Origin of the sequence: Zavarzinia marina (assembly GCF_021568905.1) — a bacterium.
Lineage (GTDB): Bacteria > Pseudomonadota > Alphaproteobacteria > Zavarziniales > Zavarziniaceae > Zavarzinia > Zavarzinia marina.
In genome coordinates, this window is sequence record NZ_JAKGSB010000003.1 from 57808 (window position 1) to 75369 (window position 17562).

General features: G+C 68.6%; 14 protein-coding genes. 7 read left to right on the plus strand and 7 right to left on the minus strand.

The features are described from left to right. Nucleotides 1-84: 84 nt before the first annotated feature. A complete protein-coding gene (locus tag L2U69_RS09145; RefSeq protein ID WP_236106503.1) occupies nucleotides 85-1164 on the plus strand; it encodes a TAXI family TRAP transporter solute-binding subunit in 1080 nt (359 codons plus the stop codon). Nucleotides 1165-1173: 9 nt separating this feature from the next. Here L2U69_RS09145 and L2U69_RS09150 read toward each other — a convergent pair whose 3' ends face one another. Beyond that, complete coding sequence (locus tag L2U69_RS09150) at nucleotides 1174-1824, minus strand: glutathione S-transferase family protein (protein WP_236106504.1); 651 nt, start codon at nucleotides 1822-1824, stop codon at nucleotides 1174-1176. Between the two features lie 106 nt (nucleotides 1825-1930). Between L2U69_RS09150 and L2U69_RS09155 the strand changes: the two genes are divergently transcribed. The 6 genes from L2U69_RS09155 to L2U69_RS09180 all read left to right on the plus strand — a co-directional run bounded on the left by L2U69_RS09155 (nucleotide 1931) and on the right by L2U69_RS09180 (nucleotide 9317). After that, entirely contained in the window at nucleotides 1931-3346 is a 1416-nt protein-coding gene (locus L2U69_RS09155; protein ID WP_236106505.1) for a leucyl aminopeptidase family protein, read from the plus strand. Then, nucleotides 3343-4203, plus strand: coding sequence for a C40 family peptidase (locus L2U69_RS09160; RefSeq protein WP_236106506.1), 861 nt, complete (start codon nucleotides 3343-3345; stop codon nucleotides 4201-4203). The genes L2U69_RS09155 and L2U69_RS09160 overlap by 4 nt, the downstream gene beginning before the upstream one ends. Nucleotides 4204-4326: 123 nt before the next feature. Further along, nucleotides 4327-5310, plus strand: a complete 984-nt coding sequence (locus tag L2U69_RS09165; protein ID WP_236106507.1) for a helix-turn-helix transcriptional regulator — start codon at nucleotides 4327-4329, stop codon at nucleotides 5308-5310. A 109-nt stretch (nucleotides 5311-5419) separates the two neighbouring features. Then, nucleotides 5420-7633, plus strand: coding sequence for a TonB-dependent receptor (locus tag L2U69_RS09170; protein ID WP_236106508.1), 2214 nt, complete (start codon nucleotides 5420-5422; stop codon nucleotides 7631-7633). Then, nucleotides 7627-8562 (plus strand): alpha/beta hydrolase, encoded by a 936-nt coding sequence (locus L2U69_RS09175; RefSeq protein WP_236106509.1) that lies wholly within the window; start codon nucleotides 7627-7629, stop codon nucleotides 8560-8562. Before L2U69_RS09170 ends, L2U69_RS09175 begins: the two co-directional genes overlap by 7 nt. Next, the gene (locus L2U69_RS09180; protein ID WP_236106510.1) at nucleotides 8562-9317 is read left to right on the plus strand and encodes a siderophore-interacting protein; all 756 of its coding nucleotides are present in this window, start codon (nucleotides 8562-8564) and stop codon (nucleotides 9315-9317) included. Before L2U69_RS09175 ends, L2U69_RS09180 begins: the two co-directional genes overlap by 1 nt. Here the strand turns inward: L2U69_RS09180 and otnI are convergent. The 6 genes from otnI to L2U69_RS09210 are packed head-to-tail and all read right to left on the minus strand — an operon-like array spanning nucleotide 9302 to nucleotide 17551. Further along, entirely contained in the window at nucleotides 9302-10081 is a 780-nt protein-coding gene (gene otnI / locus L2U69_RS09185; RefSeq protein ID WP_236106511.1) for a 2-oxo-tetronate isomerase, read from the minus strand. The genes L2U69_RS09180 and otnI overlap by 16 nt on opposite strands. A 5-nt stretch (nucleotides 10082-10086) precedes the next feature. Beyond that, nucleotides 10087-11688 (minus strand): ABC transporter ATP-binding protein, encoded by a 1602-nt coding sequence (locus tag L2U69_RS09190; protein WP_236106512.1) that lies wholly within the window; start codon nucleotides 11686-11688, stop codon nucleotides 10087-10089. Further along, nucleotides 11685-12719, minus strand: a complete 1035-nt coding sequence (locus L2U69_RS09195; RefSeq protein WP_236106513.1) for an ABC transporter permease — start codon at nucleotides 12717-12719, stop codon at nucleotides 11685-11687. Before L2U69_RS09195 ends, L2U69_RS09190 begins: the two co-directional genes overlap by 4 nt. Nucleotides 12720-12723: 4 nt before the next feature. Further along, nucleotides 12724-13815 (minus strand): microcin C ABC transporter permease YejB, encoded by a 1092-nt coding sequence (locus tag L2U69_RS09200; RefSeq protein WP_236106514.1) that lies wholly within the window; start codon nucleotides 13813-13815, stop codon nucleotides 12724-12726. After that, on the minus strand, nucleotides 13815-15653 hold the full coding sequence (locus L2U69_RS09205; RefSeq protein ID WP_236106515.1) for an extracellular solute-binding protein: 1839 nt from the start codon (nucleotides 15651-15653) through the stop codon (nucleotides 13815-13817). The genes L2U69_RS09200 and L2U69_RS09205 overlap by 1 nt, the downstream gene beginning before the upstream one ends. 47 nt (nucleotides 15654-15700) lie before the next feature. Next, nucleotides 15701-17551, minus strand: a complete 1851-nt coding sequence (locus L2U69_RS09210) for an extracellular solute-binding protein (RefSeq protein WP_236106516.1) — start codon at nucleotides 17549-17551, stop codon at nucleotides 15701-15703. Nucleotides 17552-17562 lie beyond the last annotated feature (11 nt).

The window sequence follows — 17562 nt, forward strand, 5'->3', positions numbered from 1 at the left end:
GGGGATGCTTGCGCCCAGCCATGCATGGGCGGATGATCCTTAAATCGAATTATACCAGTCCTGGCTCGTCACGGATCAATCGCCATGGACAGATTTGACAGCGCCGCCCATCGCGCCCCCCCCTCCGCCGAGACACCCGCCCCCTCTCGCCGCACGGTCCTTCATGGGCTTGGCGCCGCCGGCCTGATCGCCGCCCTGCCGGGTCAGGTCCGGGCCCAGGATGCCCGCTATCTCCGCATTGCCACCGGCAGCGCCGCCGGCACCTATTACCCCGTGGGCGAGACCATCGCCCGCCTGCTCAGCCATCCGCCCGGCCTGCCGCCCTGCGATCCCGGCGCCGCCTGCGGCGTGCCCGGCCTGGTCGCCGCGGCCGAGACCAGCGAAGGTTCGGTCGCCAATGTCGAGGCGGTCGCCGGCCTCCAGGTCGAGACGGCGCTCGCCCAGGCCGACGTGCTCGCCTGGGCTCATGGTGCCCGGGGCGCTTTCGAGGGACAGCCGCCGCGTGACAATCTCCGCGTGATCACCAGCCTCTATGCCGAGAGCATGCATGTGGTCGTGCGCGCCGATTCCGGCGTGGCCGGCATTGGCGATCTCGCGGGGCGCCGGGTCTCCCTGGACCGGCCGGGGTCGGGCACGCGGGGCGACGCGGTCATGATCCTCGATGCCTATGGCATCGCAACCGATGCCGTCGAGGCGGTCGACCTCGGGCCGTCCCAGGCGGCCGCGGCCCTGATGGCGGGGGAAATCGACGCCTTCTTCTTCCTGGGCGGGGCGCCCGCCGTGAACGTGCGCGAAATCGCCGATACCGGCGGCATCGCGCTGCTGCCGATCGACGGGCCGGCGCGCGAGAAGCTGCTGGCGGCCGGTCGCTATTTCCAGTCGGGCGCGATCGCCGAGACGGCCTATCCGGGCCTGCCCGCGACCGAGACGGTGAACGTCAGCGCGCAATGGATCTGCGCTCTCGAAGTGGACGCCGACCTGATCTACGACGCCGTCCGCACCCTGTTCGACCCGGTCAATCGCGAAGCCCTGGACGAAGGCCACCCCAAGGCACGGGAAATCACCCTGGCCGGCGCGATCCTGGGGCTCGGCGCGCCGCTGCATCCGGGTGCCGTCCGCTTCTACCGGGAACAGGGCATGACCCTGCCGGCCGAAGCAATCTGACGCCCTGGTTCAGCACCCCGTCGCGAGCTGTTCCTCGGCGCCGGCCCGCCATGCCTGATATGCCGGATGGTGACTGGCGGCCGCGACATAGTCGGCGGCCGACGGCAGCAGGTGCGGGCCATAGGTGACGAAGCGGCTGACCACCGGCGCGAACATGGCGTCGGCGACGGTCCAGGCCCCGAACAGATAGGGACCGCCCCTGCCGTATTCGCGCCGACAGGCGTCCCAGATCGCCTCGATCCGGGCGATGTCGACGCGGCAGGCGTCGCTGAAGGGATGGCCGCCGTGGTCGGCCAGCATGTCCATGGGGCATTCCCGGCGCAGGCTGGCGAAGCCCGAATGCATCTCGGCCGAAACCGCCCGGCACACCGCACGCGCCACCGGATCCTCGGGCAGCAGGGGGCCGCTCCGGCTCTCTTCCGCCGCCCATTCGCAGATGGCGAGGCTCTCGGGGATCACCACCGCGCCCAGTTTCATGGCCGGGACCGTGCCGCTCGGCGAATGGCGCAGGATGGCGGCCTTGGTCTCCTCGGTGCGGAGCTTGACGTGCACTTCCTCGAAATCGATGCCGCCCGCCGTCAGCGCCAGCCATGGCCGCATGGACCAGGAAGAGTAGTTCTTGTCGCCGATCACCAGGATGGGCTTGTCGAGGACGGCCATGGGCAAGGTTCCGCGGATGGGGGTAAGATTCGCTACAGGCAACCCGAGCCCGAGTCGTTCCGCAAGTCCTTGCGTGCGGATGCCGAATATGCCGCGGAAGGAGATCATGTCCGAAGACCCTGCCGAGACCTTTGCCCTGGCCCTGCCGCTGGTCGCCGTGCGCGACGGTGCCGTGCCGATCCATTGCGTGGCCCGGGGCGCGCTCGACGAACTGGCGGACAGGGTGCCGCCCGCGGCCCTGCGCTTCGCCCGTGCCAGCGGCTTCGACGGCCGGCCCGGCGGCCATCTGGTGGTGCCGGATGCGGAGGGCGGTCTCGGCCTCGTGCTGTTCGGCGTCGGCGCGGTCCAGGAACATCAGCCCTTCGCCTTCGGCGCATTGTCGGCGGCGCTGCCCGCCGCCACCTATGAGATCGCCTCGCCCCTCGGCCCGATGGAGGCGACGGCGGCGACGCTGGGCTGGGTCATGGGGCGCTACGGCTTTCGGCGCTACCGCGACGACAGCCCGCCCGACGATCCCCTGCTGGTGCCGCCCGAAGGCGCCGACCTCGACGCCGTGCGCCGGACGGCGGAGGCGATGTTCCTGGTCCGCGATCTCGTCAATACCCCGGCCTCCGACCTCGGGCCGGAGGAACTGGCGGCGGCGGCCATGCGTCTCGCGGTCGCCCATGACGCGCGCATCGCCATCACCGTCGGCGACGACCTGCTCGATGCCGGCTACCCCATGATCCACGCGGTCGGCCGCGCCAGCGAACGGGCGCCGCGCCTGATCGACATGACCTGGGGCGAATCGGACCTGCCGCGCGTGACCCTGGTCGGCAAGGGCGTGTGCTTCGACACCGGCGGCCTGAACATCAAGACCGGCAGCTACATGAACCTGATGAAGAAGGACATGGGCGGGGCCGCCCATGTCCTCGGCCTCGCCCATATGATCATGGACGCGGACCTGCCGGTGCGGCTGCGCGTGCTGATCCCGGCGGTGGAGAATTCGGTTTCCGGCAATGCCATGCGTCCCGGCGACGTGCTGACCTCGCGGAAGGGCCTGACGGTGGAGATCGGCGATACCGATGCGGAAGGCCGCCTGGTGCTGGCCGATGCCCTGGCCGAGGCGGACGAGGAAAAGCCCGACCTGCTGGTCGATTTCGCCACCCTGACCGGGGCGGCGCGGGTGGCGCTGGGCCCCGAACTGCCGGCCCTGTTCACGCCCGACGACGAATTGGCCGCCGCCTTCGCCGACCACGGCCTCGAACAGCGCGACCCGACCTGGCGCCTGCCGCTCTGGCCGCCCTACGACCGCATGCTGGAAAGCCGCGTCGCCGATCTCTCCAACGTCGGCGAGGGCGGCATGGCCGGCGCGTCGACCGCGGCCCTGTTTCTCCAGCGTTTCGTGACCGATACGCCGTCCTGGGCCCATCTCGACGTCTACGCCTGGACCACCAAGCCTTCGCCCGGCCGTCCCGTCGGCGCCGAAGCCTATGGCATCCGCGCGCTCTTCGCCCTGATCGCGGAACGCTTCGCGTCATGAGCATGGCCTTCGACCGCCGCCTGACGCCGGCCCGGCCCGACCTCGCCGCGTCTCACCTCGAAGGCCGGGTGGATGCGACGCGCTTCGTGAAGGGGGAGCCGTTCCACGTCATCGTGCCCCATGCGCCGCTCCGTCCCCGGCCGGAAGCGGCCTGTTCCCTCGACACCGAAGTGCTCTACGGCGAAGGCTTCACCGTCTATGAGGATCGGCGCGACGGCTGGCTGTGGGGCCAGTCGGACGTCGACGGTTACGTCGGCTACATCCCGCGCGCGGCCGTGGTGCGCAGCCCGGCGCCGGTGGCGAGCCATGTCGTCGCGGTGCCGCGCAGCCATCTCTATCCGGTGCCGGAGTTGAAGCGCCCGGCGGTGATCGCGCTCTCCATGGGCGCGCGGCTCTGCGTGACCGGCGAAAGCGACGACGGGCGCTGGCTGGCGCTGTCCTGCGGGCGGCATATCTTCGCCGGCCATGTCGCGCCCGTCGACGCGCCCGACGCCGACGTCGTCGCGACGGCGGAGAAGTTCCTGGGCACCCCCTACCTCTGGGGCGGGCGCACGGCGGAAGGCATCGATTGCTCCGCCCTGGTGCAGACCGCTTTCGCCCGGGCCGGCATGGCCGTGCCGCGCGACAGCGACATGCAGGCCGCCTGGGGTACGGCGGTCGCCCCCGACGACATCCGCCGGGGCGACGTGCTGTGTTACCCCGGGCATGTCGCGTTGGCCCGGGGCGACGGCACGATCGTCCACGCCACCGCCCATGTCATGGCGGTGACGGTGGAGGATCAGGCCGCCCTCGAAGCCCGGGTCCGGGCGGAAGCGGGCGACCGGCCCCTGCCGACGGCGATCCGGCGCGGCGCCTGACACCGACGGGAAAACCCGCCACCGACGGGAAAACCCGCCACCGACAGGAAAAAGCGAATTCCGGCGTGGACGGTGCCGGGCCTAGAATTGCCGGGCCCCTTGCGCCCCGACGATGGAGACGCGATGACCGCCCGGCACCGCCCCGCCCCCGACGTCTTCTCCCTTTCCGAACTGATGCGGGAAGCGGCCGAACTCGCGGTTCGGGTGGCGCCGGAGGTCCCGGCCGACATGGCGATGGAAACGCCGCTGTTTTCGGGCCGCATCGCGGCGACGGAAGTGCAGCCCGGCCTTGTCGCCACCTGTCACGACATCACCTATGCCGACGACGGCGAAATGGCCATGGATGTCGACCGCTCCCTGGTCTTCGGCCTGCATCTGGGCGGGGCGGCGGATCGGATGGAGATCAGGGGGCAGGGCACGGTCGAGCAGGAGAGGGGACAGGCCATGGTCATCGGCTTCGACGGGCCGGTGCGCTGCAGCCGGGCCTGGCGCCAGGGCCAGCACAGCCGCCTGTCGGGCTTCGTGCTGGCGCCCGCCTTCTTCGATCGCTTCGGCGCCCTGGTGGACGACGACGGCATCGCCGGCCTCGGCGATCTGCTGCGGGCGGGCGGCATCCGGCGTCTCGCGCCGTCGCCCCGTCTCGCCGATCTGGCGCGCCGGGGCCTGGACCATCCCTATGGCGGCCCGCTGGGCCAGATGTTCCTGGAAAGCAACACGCTCTCCCTGGTGGTCGAGGTGGCGAGCCTGCTGGGCGAGGAGCGGCGCCATATCGCGCGGATCGGCCGGCGCTCCTACGAACGGGTGGCGGCGGCCCGCGCCATCCTGGACGACTCTCTTGTGGCACCGCCCAAGACCCTGGACCTGGCGCGCCGGGTCGGGGTCAACGTCACCAGCCTGCAGGATCATTTCCGCGCCGTCCTCGGCACCACCATCTTCGGCTATGTCCGCCGCCGCCGGCTGGAGATCGCCTGCCTGCTGCTGACAGAACACGGCCTCGGCGTCGCCGAGGCGGGCTATCGCGTCGGCTTCGCCAGCCCGGCCGCCTTCAGCGCCGCCTATCGCCGCCATTTCGGCCATCCGCCCGGACAGCACGTCCGCCGCGCCTGACCTGCTTCTGGCGACAGTGTTTCTGTGTCCCGCGACAGGGCGCGGCGTTCCGCGCCGCGCCATCGCCCGCTAGACTTGCATCTGATAGTCATTATCAGATGTTGCGTCCATGGACCGATCGACCTTCCTCATCCTGATGTCGGGCACCGCCGTCGGCATCGTCCTCGGCGCCGGCGTCGCGGCATGGGCCCAAAATGCGGTGGCCGAGAATGCGGTGGCCGGGGATGCGGTCACGGCGGAAGAGCCCACCGTCCTCGACGTGGTGACGGTCAGCGCGACGCGCCAGGATACGGCGGAAGACCGCATGCCGGCCTCCGTGACGATCCTGCCGCCCGAGCGGATTTCCCCCGCCGCGCTCGACCCCGGGGCCGAGATCATGCGCCAGTCGCCCACGGGCAATTTCGTCGACCTGTCACGGGCGGGGGAGGCCTATGCGACCATGCGGGGCGTCGCCAGTCTCGGCTCCCCGCTCAATTCCCTCGACAATACGGTGGGATTTTCGGTCGACGGCGTCCCCAGCAGCCTTGCCGGTTTCGCGCCGGTGCTGATGGACGTGCAGCAGGTCGAAGTGCTGCATGGGCCTCAGGGCACGGCCTTCGGACGAAACGCCATGGCCGGCGGTATCAATGTCGTCACCATGCCGGCCGACGGTTTCGCCGAAAGCCGCATCGACCTCGAGACCGGCAGCGACGGCTACAGCCTGGTGCAGGCCATGACGGCGGGCTGGCTCATGGCCGACGTGCTGGCCGGGCGCGCGGTCGTGCGCTGGCAAAACTACGACGGCGACATTTCCAATGTGATCACCGGCGGTACCGAAGGCGGCGTCGAACTGGGCGCCGGCCGCGCCAGCCTGCGCTTCACGCCGGACGAGACGCTGACCATCGACATCACGGGCGGTTACAGCCGCGACGAGCGCGACAATCCCGCCTATCTGCTCTACGAGACGCCGGATTTCCCGGTCAGCGCCTCCGACACCGAATCCTACGGCCGGCGCGAGATCGGCCACGGCACCCTGACGATCGAGAAGGTGCTGGAGGATCTGACCCTGACCGCCATCACCGGCCTGCAGAACATCGACATCCAGAACGACGGCGATTTCAGCGACACCCTGCTCTATTCCTCCTATCTGGGCCTGCCGCCGATCCTGGATTTCGTGCCGGAAGCCCTGTTCACCAACCCCGATCAGGACAAGATCGCGACGGGCGAGACGGAACGGATCTTCTTTCAGGAATTCCGCGCCAATGCGCCCGACGGCGCCGGCCTGCAATGGGTGGTCGGCGCCAATTACTTCCGCTCCGACTACGAGATCCACCGCGACATGCAGACCCTGCTGTTCGCGGTGCTGAACGGCACGGTCGACAACGACATCGACAGCGAGACCTGGGCCGGCTTCGCCGACGTCACCATCCCCCTGTTCGAGAGCTGGAGCCTTTCGGGCGGCATCCGCATCGCCCACGACAGCCAGCATCTGGTGGGCCGCTTTCGCGGCAACGGCTATCCCGGCACCGAGGACAGTTTCGATCAGGACGGCGAATTCTCCGACGACTACGTCACCGGCCGCATCGCCCTGGCGCGGCAATGGGGCGAGCGGGTGATGACCTATGCCTCGGTCGCCTGGGGTTACGCCTCCGGCGGATTCGAGCGTCTGACCCCCTATGCCGCCGAAGGGGCCGAAAGCGTGCCGTTTCGCCCGGCCCGGGCCGAGACCGTCGAGATCGGCGCCAAGCTCGGCCTGCTCGACTGGCTGCGCCTCGATCTCGGCCTGTTCCACAACGACGTGACCGACGGCCAGCTCGCCTCCTTCGATCCGGATACGATCCAGATCTTCTTCGCCAATCAGGACTATCGCAGCTATGGCTTCGAGGCGAGCCTGCTGGCGGAACCGGTGCGGGGGCTGACCTTCCGGGCCGGCGCCGGCTTCACCGAGACGCGTCAGGGCGAGACCACGGCCGACTCCGCGGCGGCGGGGGCGGCCAAGGGCAACAAGGTGCCGATGGTGCCGACCTGGACCGTCAATCTCGCCCTCGACTACAGAATGCCGCTCGGTTTCGCCGGCCTGCCCGGGGCCTTCGTCGTCGGCGCCGACTATCAATATGTCGGCTCGCGCCAGACCGATGCCGCCAACAGTGCCAAGCTCGATCCCTATACCATCGTCAATGCCCGCGCCGGCTGGCAGGGGGAACATCTGGGGTTCTATGCCTTCGGCCGCGACATGCTGGATTCCCGGCCGATCTCCTTCGCGGCGCCGTTCCGCGACGGCGTCACCGGGGTCTATGTCGGCCGGGGCCGGATGGTCGGTCTCGGCATGAACGTGAAATGGTGACCATGTTCGGACGGGTGCTGCGCGAAGCCGGGCGGACGCTGGTGCGCCGGCACCAGCACGCCGCCATCCGCCGCCGGGTCCGCAGCATCGCCGGCGACGGCCTGGTGCCGGCGGCGGACGTCGGGGCCGAGGATATCGCGTGTCATGAGATCGAAGGGCCGGGCGGGCCGCATCGGATCCACGTCATGCTGCCGCCGGCGCCGGTGCCGCCTGGCGGCTATCCCGTGCTCTATCTGCTGGACGGGGATGCCTGGATCGGCACGGCGGCGGATGCGCTTCGGGCCCAGGCGCGTTTTCCGGCCTTCAGCGGCGTCGGCCCCATCGCCCTCGTCGCCATCGGCTATCCGGGGCGGGAGCCGGTGAACCTCGGCCGGCGCGCGCGCGATTTCCTACCGCCTCACACCTCGCCGAAGCTGGCCGACCGCTTCATGCAGGGCGCGCCCTGGCACCAGCCGGGCGGCGCCGACGCCTTCCTCGACTTCCTGACCGGGCCGCTGGCGGCGGCACTCTGTCGCCGCTATCCGCTCGACATGGCGCGCCGCAGCCTGTGCGGCCAATCCTTCGGCGGGTATTTCGCGCTTCACGCCTTTCTCGCGCGGCCGGACGCCTTTCGCCGCATCGCGGCGATCAGCCCCTCCCTCTGGTGGGATGCGGAAAGTCTCGTCCGTTCGGCGCCGGAACGGATCGCGGCGCTGGCGCCCGAAACTTCGCCCCACCTCTTCATCGCCGTCGCCGAACACGAAATGCCGGGGCGCGACGATATCTGTCGCAAGATGATCGAACACACGCGCGATTTCGCCGCCCTGGCGACGGCACGCGGCTTGAACGCGGAATGGCGCGAGTTGAAGGGGGAAAACCACCAATCCGCCCTGACCGCCGCGATCTCCGCCGTGCTCCGCTTCGCGGCACCAGTGGGGGTGGACGGCTGATGGCGGCGCAACGGATGCTGACCGTGACCGGTGCCGAGGCCGTGACCCCGCGCATGCGCCGCATCGCCTTCGCCGGTGACGTGGCGGGTTTCATGCGCGACGATCAGATGCATCTGCGCCTGATGGTGCCGGTCGCGGGCGGGGGGATTGCGCCCCGGAAATATACCGTGCGCCGATTCGATGCAGCCGCCGGCCGGATCGAGATCGATTTCGCGCTCCACGACGAACCGGGGCCCGGTGCCGCCTGGGGGGCCGCGGCCCGGCCCGGCGACAGGATCGCCGCCATCGGACCCGGCGGCGGCGGCTTCACGGCGGCGCCCTGGTGCCTCCTGCTCGGCGACGAGGCGGGCCTGCCGGCGATCGGGCGCATCGTCGAGGGGCTGGCGCCGGGTGTCCGCGCCACGGCCCTGATCGAGGTCGACGGGCCGGCGGACGAACAGGCCTTCGACGTCGGCGCGGATGCGGCGATCCGCTGGCTGCATCGGAACGGGGCCGCGGCGGGGACGACGGATCTGCTGCTTCGGGGATTGCGCGACATTGCCTTTCCGGCCGATCCGGCGGAAATCTCGGTCTGGGCCGGGGTGGAGCATCAGGCCTTTCACGCCATCCGCGACCACCTGCGCGATGACCTGGGCCTGCCCCGCGCCTGCCACACCGTCGTCGCCTATTGGCGCCGCGACAGCGCGCAGAGGAGCCTGGCCGCATCCCTGGCCGGGCTCGGCCGGCGCCTGTTCGGCGCTCAGGCGGAAGGCTGACGCCGGCGGAACCAGTCCAGCCCCGCCATCGTGCCGTCGCGCGGCACATATTCGCAGCCGACCCAACCCCGATAGTCCAGCCGGTCCAATTCGTCGAACAGAAAGGGGAAGTTCAACTCCTCCCCGTCCGGTTCGTGGCGGGAGGGGACCCCGGCGATCTGGACATGGCCGATGATCGGCATCAGGCGGCGCAGCGCCATGGTCACGTCGCCGTGCAGGATCTGGCGGTGGAAGACGTCGAATTGAAGTCTGACGTTCGGCAGGCCGAGGCCATGGATCAGGTCCTCGGCAAAGCCGAAATCGTCCAGGAAGTAACCCGGCATGGAACGCCGGTTGATCGGCTCCAGCATCAGGTCGATGTTCCTTTCGTGCAGCTTTTCGGCGGCATGGCCGACGGCGCGGCGATAGGCGTCGACGGCGGCGGGACTGCCGCGTTCGGCGATGCCGGCCATCATGTGGATACGGTGGACACCCGTCGCCTCGGCATAGGGCAGGGCGGTCTCGATCCCCCTGCGCACATCGTCGAACCGGCCGGGCAGGGCGGCGAGGCCCCGTTCGCCGGCCGCCCAGTCGCCGGGCGGCAGGTTGAACAAGGCCAGTGTCAGGCCGTTCCGCGCCAGCCGGCCGGCGATCGCGTCGGGCGCATGGTCATAGGGAAAGAGGCATTCGACCGCCTCGAAACCCGCATCCGCCGCCGCGTCGAAACGGTCCAGGAAATCCCATTCGCCGAACATCAGGGAGAGATTGGCGGCGAAGCGCGGCATGGGTCTCAACCGTCCAGCATGGCGGCGTCGATCAGCGCCTTGGTATAGGCTTCGCGCGGGGCGGCGATGACGTCCTCCACCATGCCCTGTTCGACGATTTCGCCATGGTGCAGCACGATCATGCGGTGGCTCATGGCGCGGACCACCTTCAGATCGTGGGAGATGAACAGATAGGCGAAGCCGCGCCGTGCCTGAAGGCCGCGCAGCAGTTCGACGATCTGGCGCTGGATCGAGCGGTCGAGGGCGGAGGTCGGCTCGTCCAGCACCACGAGATCGGGATCGAGGGCCAGCGCCCGGGCGATCGCCACGCGCTGGCGCTGCCCGCCCGAGAATTCATGAGGGAAGCGGTCGATCATCTCGGGGTCCAGGCCGACTTCGGCCAGCGCCCCCTGAACCCGGGCACGCCGGGCCGCCCGGTCGGGCTCGATGCCATGGGCCGCAAGTCCCTCGCCCACCACCTCGCCGATGGTCATGCGCGGGCTGAGGCTGCCGTAGGGATCCTGGAACACGACCTGGAAGGCCCGGCGCTTGTCGCGCAGCGCCCGGCCCGACAGCGCGCGCAGATCATGGCCGAGGAAGGTGATGCGCCCGCCGGACTTCAGGAGGCGCAGCAGGGCGAAACCCAGCGTCGACTTGCCCGAGCCGCTTTCGCCGACCACCGCCAGGGTCTCGCCCCGGCGGATGGCAAGGCCGACGCCCCGCACCGCGACCAGGGATTTCGTCGCGACACCGAAGAGGTTCCGCTTCAGCGGAAAGGAGACGGTGATGTCCGCCGCCTCGATCACCGTCGGGGCGTCCGCCGCCACCGGTTCCGGGCGGCCCGCCGGCTCCGCCGCGATCAGGTGGCGGGTGTAGTCGTGCGCGGGGGCGGCGAAGATCCGTTCCGTCGGGCCGTCCTCGACCAGGCGGCCCTCGTGCATCACCAGGACGCGGTGGGCGTGTTTGCGCACGATGTTGAGGTTATGGGTGATCAGAAGGAGGCCGAGGCCGCGCTCGCGCACCAGATGGTCCAGCAGTTCGAGGATCCTGGCCTCCACCGTCACGTCGAGGGCGGTGGTCGGCTCGTCGGCGATCAGCAGGCGGGGCTCGCCCGCCAGCGCCATGGCGATCATCACGCGCTGGCGCTGGCCACCGGACAATTCGTGGGGAAAGGCGTCGAGCCGGCTGGCCAGCGCCTCCAGCCCGACTTCCGCCAGCAGTTCGACGATCCGTACCCGCCGCTCCGACGCCGACAGTCTGGTGCGGAGCGCCAGCACCTCGTCGATCTGGCGGCCGATCCGGTGCAGGGGATTGAGCGCCGTCATCGGCTCCTGGAAGATCATGGCGGCGACGGCGCCGCGCATGGCGCGCAGAACCGTCTCGCCCGCGCCGACCATTTCCTGGCCGTCGAGCACGATGGAACCCGCCGGATTGCTGCCCAGCCCCTTGGGCAGCAGTTGCAGGACCGAAAGCGCGGTGACCGATTTGCCGGACCCGCTCTCCCCGACCAGGGCCACGACCTCGCCGGGGGCGACGGTCAGGGATACGCCTTCGACCACGTCGCGTGGTCCCTTTTCCGTGCGAAAGCGCACCGAGAGGTCGCGGATCGAGAGGATGGGATCGCTCATGGCCCGCGCCTCGGGTCGAAGGCATCCCGCGTAGCCTCGCCGATGAAGACGAGGAGGCTGAGCAGGATCGCCACGGTGAAGAAGGCCGACAGCGGGATCCAGGGCGCCTGTACCGCCAGATCCTTGGCCTGGGACAGCAGCTTGCCGAGGGACGGCGCCGATTGCTCGAGGCCGAAGCGCAGATAGTCGAGGGAGGTGAGGGTGGCGATCGAACCGTTCATGACGAAGGGCATCATGGTCACGGTGGCGACCAGCGTATTGGGCAGCACATGGCGCAGCATGATCCGCGTGCTGGGCAGGCCCAGGGCCTTGGCGGCGCGGACATAGTCGAAATTCCGCGCCCGCAGCGCCTCCGCCCGGACGAGGCCGACCAGTTCCATCCAGGAGAACAGCAGCATGATGCCGAGCAGCCAGATGAAGGTGGGCTCGATCACCGCCGACAGGATGATGAGGAGATAGAGGACCGGCATGCCCGACCAGATCTCGATGAAGCGCTGGAGGAAGAGATCGGTCAGCCCACCCAGATAACCCTGCAGCAGACCGGCCAGCACGCCGATCACGCTGGAGGCGACGGTCAGGGCCAGGCCGAAGAGGATGGAGATCCGGAAACCGTAGATCAGGGTCGCGGTGATGTCGCGCCCGTCGTTGTCGGTGCCGAGCCAGTTGCGCGCGGAAGGCGCCGCCGGATAGGGCGCGGCGTCGCGCACCACCGTGTCCCAGGAAAAGGGGATCAGGGGCCAGATCACGGTGGCGCCCTTCTCGGCGAAGAGATCGGCCATGAAGGGGGCGGTGTAATCGGCCGGCGTGTCGAAGTCGCCGCCCAGTTCCGTCTCGGTGTAATCCTGGAAGACCGGGAAATAGGCCTGCCCCTCCATCCCGATATAGAGCGGGCGGTCGTTGGCGATGAATTCGGCGAAGAGGCTGAGACCGAACAGGCCAAGGAAGATCCACAGCGACCAGAAGCCCCGGCGGTTGGCGCGAAAGCGCGCGAGGCGGCGGCGTGTCAGGGGCGTGAGCTGGAAGCGGGCCATGGCGTCAGTCGCGCCGCTCGAAATCGATCCGGGGGTCGACCAGCGTATAGGTGAAGTCGGAGACGATGGAGGTCAAAAGCCCGATCAGGGAAAACAGATAGAGCGTGCCGAAGATGATCGGATAATCCCGCTTCTCCGCCGCCTGAAAGCCGAGGAGGCCGAGCCCGTCGAGGGAGAAGATCACCTCGGTCAGGAGGGACGACGTGAAGAAGATCGAGACGAAGGCGGCGGGAAAGCCGGCGATGACGATCAGCATGGCGTTGCGGAAGACGTGACCATAGAGGATGCGCCGCTCCCCCAGGCCCTTGGCGCGGGCCGTCGTGACATATTGCTTGCCGATCTCGTCGATGAAGGAATTCTTGGTCAGCAGGGTCAGGGTGGCGAAACCGCCGATCACCATGGAGAGGACGGGCAGCGCCATGTGCCAGGCATAATCGAGGATCTGCCGGCCCAGCGGCATGTCGGCGAAACCGTCGGAGACGAGGCCGCGCAGCGGAAAGATTGACCAGAAGGAACCGCCGGCAAAGAGCACGATCAGGAAGACGGCGACCAGGAAACTCGGCACCGCATAGCCGACGACGACGACGCCGGAGGTCCAAACGTCGAAACGGCTGCCGTCCCGGACCGCCTTGGCGACGCCGAGCGGGATCGAGATGAGGTAGACCAGCAAGGTGGTCCACAGCCCCAGCGAAATCGAGACCGGCAGTTTTTCGAGCACGAGGTCGATCACCGGGCGGGCCTGGAAGAAACTGGAGCCGAGATCGAAGCGCAGGAAATCGCCGACCATCTTCAGGAAGCGTTCGCCCATCGGCCTGTCGTAGCCGAACTGCTTTTCCAGCTTCTCGATGAAGGCGGGATCGAGCCCGCGCGCACCGCGATAGCGTTCCGACGTGCCGCTGCTCGACGTCGACGAGAAGGTCTCGTTGCCGCCGGACGACAGGCGCCCCTGCATGCCGCTGTCGGCGGTCGTGTAACGCGCGATGATCTGTTCCACCGGGCCGCCGGGTGCGAGCTGGACCACCAGGAAATTGATGGTGATGATGCCGAACAGGGTCGGCACGATCAGCAGCAGGCGGCGCAGCAGATAAATGCCCATCAAGGCGCCTTTCCGGCGTCGACGGCGGCGGAACGCGCGGCGTCGAACCACCAGGTGTCGATATGGCCGATGTCGAAGACCGGCTCGGTCTCGGGCCGGCCGAAACGGTCCCACCAGGCGATGGTGCGGCCGCGCTTGTAGAACTGGGGAATGAAATAGTCGTTCCACATGATGACTCGGTCCAGGGCATGGGCGGCGGTCATGTAATCGCGCCGGTTGTCGGCGGCGATCATGCGTTCGATCAGGGCGTCGACCACGGGATCGCGGATACCGCCCAGATTCTGGCTGCCCGGCACGTCGGCCATACCGGAACCCCAGAGATCGCGTAGCTCCGTCGTCGGCGTCGCATCGAGGATGAAACGCGCCGAGGTCACGTCGAAGTCGAAATCGTCGACGCGGGTCTGGAACGTGGTGATGTCGACCTCGCGGTAGCTCACGGCAATGCCGAGACGCTTCAGATTGTCCATGATCGGCTGGATGATGCGGGCGAAGGCCGGCTCGAAGGTCAGGAATTCGAGCGCGAAAGGCTCGCCCGCGCCATTCACCAGGCGCTTGTCGACAACGGTCCAGCCGGCTTGGGCGAGAAGGTCGCGCGCTACCTTCAGGCGTTCGCGGATGACGCCGCTGCCGTCGGTCCGGGCCGGGCGGTAGGGACCGCCGAAGACGGCGTCGGGGATCCGGCCGCGATACATCTCGAGAAGCGACAATTCGGCCGGGGTCGGATTGTCGTGGGCGGCCAGCACCGAATTCTCGAAGATCGAGGCCATGCGTTCATAGGCGCCGAAGAACAGCGCCTTGTTCGACCATTCGAAATCGAAGGCGAGGCCGATCGCCCGGCGCACGCGGACGTCGGCGAATTTCCCGCGCCGCAGGTTGAGGAAGAAGGCCTGGATGCCGGTCGGGCGTTCGTCCGCCACCTGGTCGCGCCTGATCAGGCCGGCGTCCATGGCCGGCCCGACATAGCCGCGCGCCCAGATGCGCGCCGTGAATTCCTCGCGAAAATCATAGGCACCGGCCTTGAAGGCTTCGAACTGCACGTCGCGGTCGCGGTAATAGTCGACGGAAATCGTGTCGAAGTTGAAACGCCCCCGGTTCACCGGCAGGTCGCGGGCCCAATAGTCGGCGCGGCGCTCGAAGGTGATGGAACGGCCGGCGTCGACCCTGGCGACGCGATAGGGGCCGGAGCCGAGGGGCGCGTCGAGCCCCGGCATCTCGAAATCCCGGCCCCGCCACCAGGCGGCGGACATCACCGGCATGGTCGAAATGGCGATGGGCACGGTATGGAGATTGGCGGCCTTGAAATGGACATGGACCGTCAGGGGATCGGTCGCCTCGATGGCCGCGATGTCGGCGAGCCGCCGGCTCCAGTCCGGATCGCCGTGCTCGCGCATGGCGGTCGCGGTGAACACCACATCCGCGGCCGTCACCGGCGTGCCGTCGGCGAAGCGGGCGTCGGGGTTCAGGCGGAAGGTGACGGCGGAGAAATCGGGCGCGATGTCGATACTCTTCGCCAGCAGGGGGTAGAAGCTGTCGGGCTCGTCCCGGCTCGGCGTCAGCAGGCTGTCGAAGGTCAGCGCCATGTGAGCGGGCACGACGGCGAGACCCCGGACGATATAGGGATTGAGCGAATCGAAGGTGCCGAGGCTGGCGAGGCGCAGCCGTCCACCCTTGGGCGCCTGCGGGTCGACATAGTCGAAATGCTCGAAGCCGGGCGGATATTTCGTGTCGCCGAAGGGCGAGAAGGCGGGCTGCGGCGCGGCGGCCAATGGCGCGGCGACGGCCAGGGCGGTCACGAGGGACAGCAGGATGGCCGTGGTCCGAAACAGAATGGTCAGCAAGGACGACATCGTCCGGATGATAGCAAGCCGCCTCGTGCTTTGAAGGCCTATCCCCCGGCTTTGGCGGCTTTCTCGGGGTCGAACCACCAGGTATCGGGGAATCCGGTGCCATATTCGGGTGCCGTGTCGGGCCGGCCGAAGCGGTCCCAGGCGGCGATGCGGGTGACCGCGACATACCAGTGGGGCACGACGTAGAAGCCCCAGGACAGTACCCGGTCCAGCGCGCGGCAGGCGGTGACCAGGGCTTGCCGCGATTCGGCGAAGATCACCTCGTCGATCAGGGCATCCACCACCGGATCCTTCACCCCGATCAGATTGCGGCTGCCCTTGGCGTCGGCGGCGGCGCTGCCCCAGAAGTCGCGCTGTTCGTTGCCGGGCGACAGCGACTGCGGGAACGAGCCGACGACCATGTCGAAATCGAAATCGTTCAGCCGGTTGATATAGGCCGACTGGTCGACGCTGCGAACGCCGGCGGCGATGCCGAGGAATTGCAGGTTCTGGACGAAGGGATCGGTGATCCGGTCGAAGGTCACGTCGAACAGCAGGAATTCGATCGAAAGCTGCTCGCCCGTCTCGTCCACCAGCTTCTTGTCGACGACGCGATAGCCCGCCTCGCGCAGCAGGTCGCGCGCCTTCAGCAGAAGCCGGCGGTCGCGGCCCGAACCGTCCGAGACCGGCAGTTCGAAGACCTCCGTGAACACTTCGCCCGGCAATCGGTCGCGGAACGGCTCGAGAAGGGCGAGTTCGTCACCTTCCGGCAGTCCGGTGGCGGCCATTTCCGAATTGGCGAAATAGCTGTCGTTCCGTGTGTAGGCGTCGAAGAACAGGGCCTTGTTCGACCATTCGAAGTCGAAGCACAGACCGATCGCCTGACGCACGCGGCGGTCCTGGAACTTGGGCCGACGGGTGTTGATGACATAGGCCTGCATGCCGGCCGGCGTGTTGTCCGGCAGCTCCAGCTTCTTCACGCGGCCGTCGCGGACCGCCGGGAAGTCGTAGGCCGTCGCCCAGAGGCGGGCCACCCGTTCCTGCCGGACGTCGACGGCGCCCGCCTTGAAGGCTTCGAAGAGCGCGGTCTCGTCGCGGTAGTAGTCGTAGCGGATACGGTCGAAATTGTCCCGGCCGCGGTTCACGTTCAGGTCGCGGCCCCAATAGTCGGGCAGGCGCTCGATGGTGATGCCGCGCCCCGGCTCGACGGCGCCGATGCGATAGGCGCCGCTGCCCGGCGGCACGTCCAGGCTGGGCCGGCCGAAATCGCGTCCTTCCCACCAATGGGCCGGCAGCACCGGCAATTGGCCGAGAATCAGCGGCAATTCGCGATTGCCGCCGGTGCCGAAGGTGAAGCGGACGAGATGGTCGCCCGAGGTTTCGGCCTTGGCGACATTGGCGTAATAGGCGCCGTAGAAGGGGGCGCCCTTGTCGCGCAGGACGTTCAGGCTGAACACCGCGTCCGCCGCCGTCACCGGCGTGCCGTCGTGGAAACGCGCCTCGGGCCGAAGCGCGAATTCGACATAGGCGCGGTCCGGCCCGACGGTGATCGCTTCCGCCAGCAGGCCGTATTCGGAGAAGGGCTCGTCCGGCGACTGAACGGTCAGCGTGTCGTAGATGGCGGCGGCGGCAACGGCCGGATCGCCCAGATATATGAAGGGATTGAGCGAATCGAAGCTGCCGATGGTGGCGAGTCGCAAATCGCCGCCTTTGGGCGCGTCCGGACGGACGAAGTCGAAATGCGGGAAACCGGCGGGATACTTCAGATCGCCGTAGATGGCGATGCCGTGGGTGGCGGCGGGGGCTGCGATGTCAGGCGGCGTTTGCGCGCGGGCGAAAAAGGGAAAGGCCCCCACGAGGGGGGCCGAACCCGCGAGGGCCAGGAAATGGCGACGGGAAAATCCGGTCATCATCCCGGCCC

What these genes read in the sequence shown, in the direction of transcription:
- L2U69_RS09145 (WP_236106503.1), top strand. Translation starts at nt 85, where the DNA reads ATGGACAGATTTGACAGCGCCGCCCATCGCGCCCCCCCCTCCGCCGAG.
- L2U69_RS09150 (WP_236106504.1), bottom strand. Translation starts at nt 1,824, where the DNA reads ATGGCCGTCCTCGACAAGCCCATCCTGGTGATCGGCGACAAGAACTAC.
- L2U69_RS09155 (WP_236106505.1), top strand. Translation starts at nt 1,931, where the DNA reads ATGTCCGAAGACCCTGCCGAGACCTTTGCCCTGGCCCTGCCGCTGGTC.
- L2U69_RS09160 (WP_236106506.1), top strand. Translation starts at nt 3,343, where the DNA reads ATGAGCATGGCCTTCGACCGCCGCCTGACGCCGGCCCGGCCCGACCTC.
- L2U69_RS09165 (WP_236106507.1), top strand. Translation starts at nt 4,327, where the DNA reads ATGACCGCCCGGCACCGCCCCGCCCCCGACGTCTTCTCCCTTTCCGAA.
- L2U69_RS09170 (WP_236106508.1), top strand. Translation starts at nt 5,420, where the DNA reads ATGGACCGATCGACCTTCCTCATCCTGATGTCGGGCACCGCCGTCGGC.
- L2U69_RS09175 (WP_236106509.1), top strand. Translation starts at nt 7,627, where the DNA reads ATGGTGACCATGTTCGGACGGGTGCTGCGCGAAGCCGGGCGGACGCTG.
- L2U69_RS09180 (WP_236106510.1), top strand. Translation starts at nt 8,562, where the DNA reads ATGGCGGCGCAACGGATGCTGACCGTGACCGGTGCCGAGGCCGTGACC.
- otnI (WP_236106511.1), bottom strand. Translation starts at nt 10,081, where the DNA reads ATGCCGCGCTTCGCCGCCAATCTCTCCCTGATGTTCGGCGAATGGGAT.
- L2U69_RS09190 (WP_236106512.1), bottom strand. Translation starts at nt 11,688, where the DNA reads ATGAGCGATCCCATCCTCTCGATCCGCGACCTCTCGGTGCGCTTTCGC.
- L2U69_RS09195 (WP_236106513.1), bottom strand. Translation starts at nt 12,719, where the DNA reads ATGGCCCGCTTCCAGCTCACGCCCCTGACACGCCGCCGCCTCGCGCGC.
- L2U69_RS09200 (WP_236106514.1), bottom strand. Translation starts at nt 13,815, where the DNA reads ATGGGCATTTATCTGCTGCGCCGCCTGCTGCTGATCGTGCCGACCCTG.
- L2U69_RS09210 (WP_236106516.1), bottom strand. Translation starts at nt 17,551, where the DNA reads ATGACCGGATTTTCCCGTCGCCATTTCCTGGCCCTCGCGGGTTCGGCC.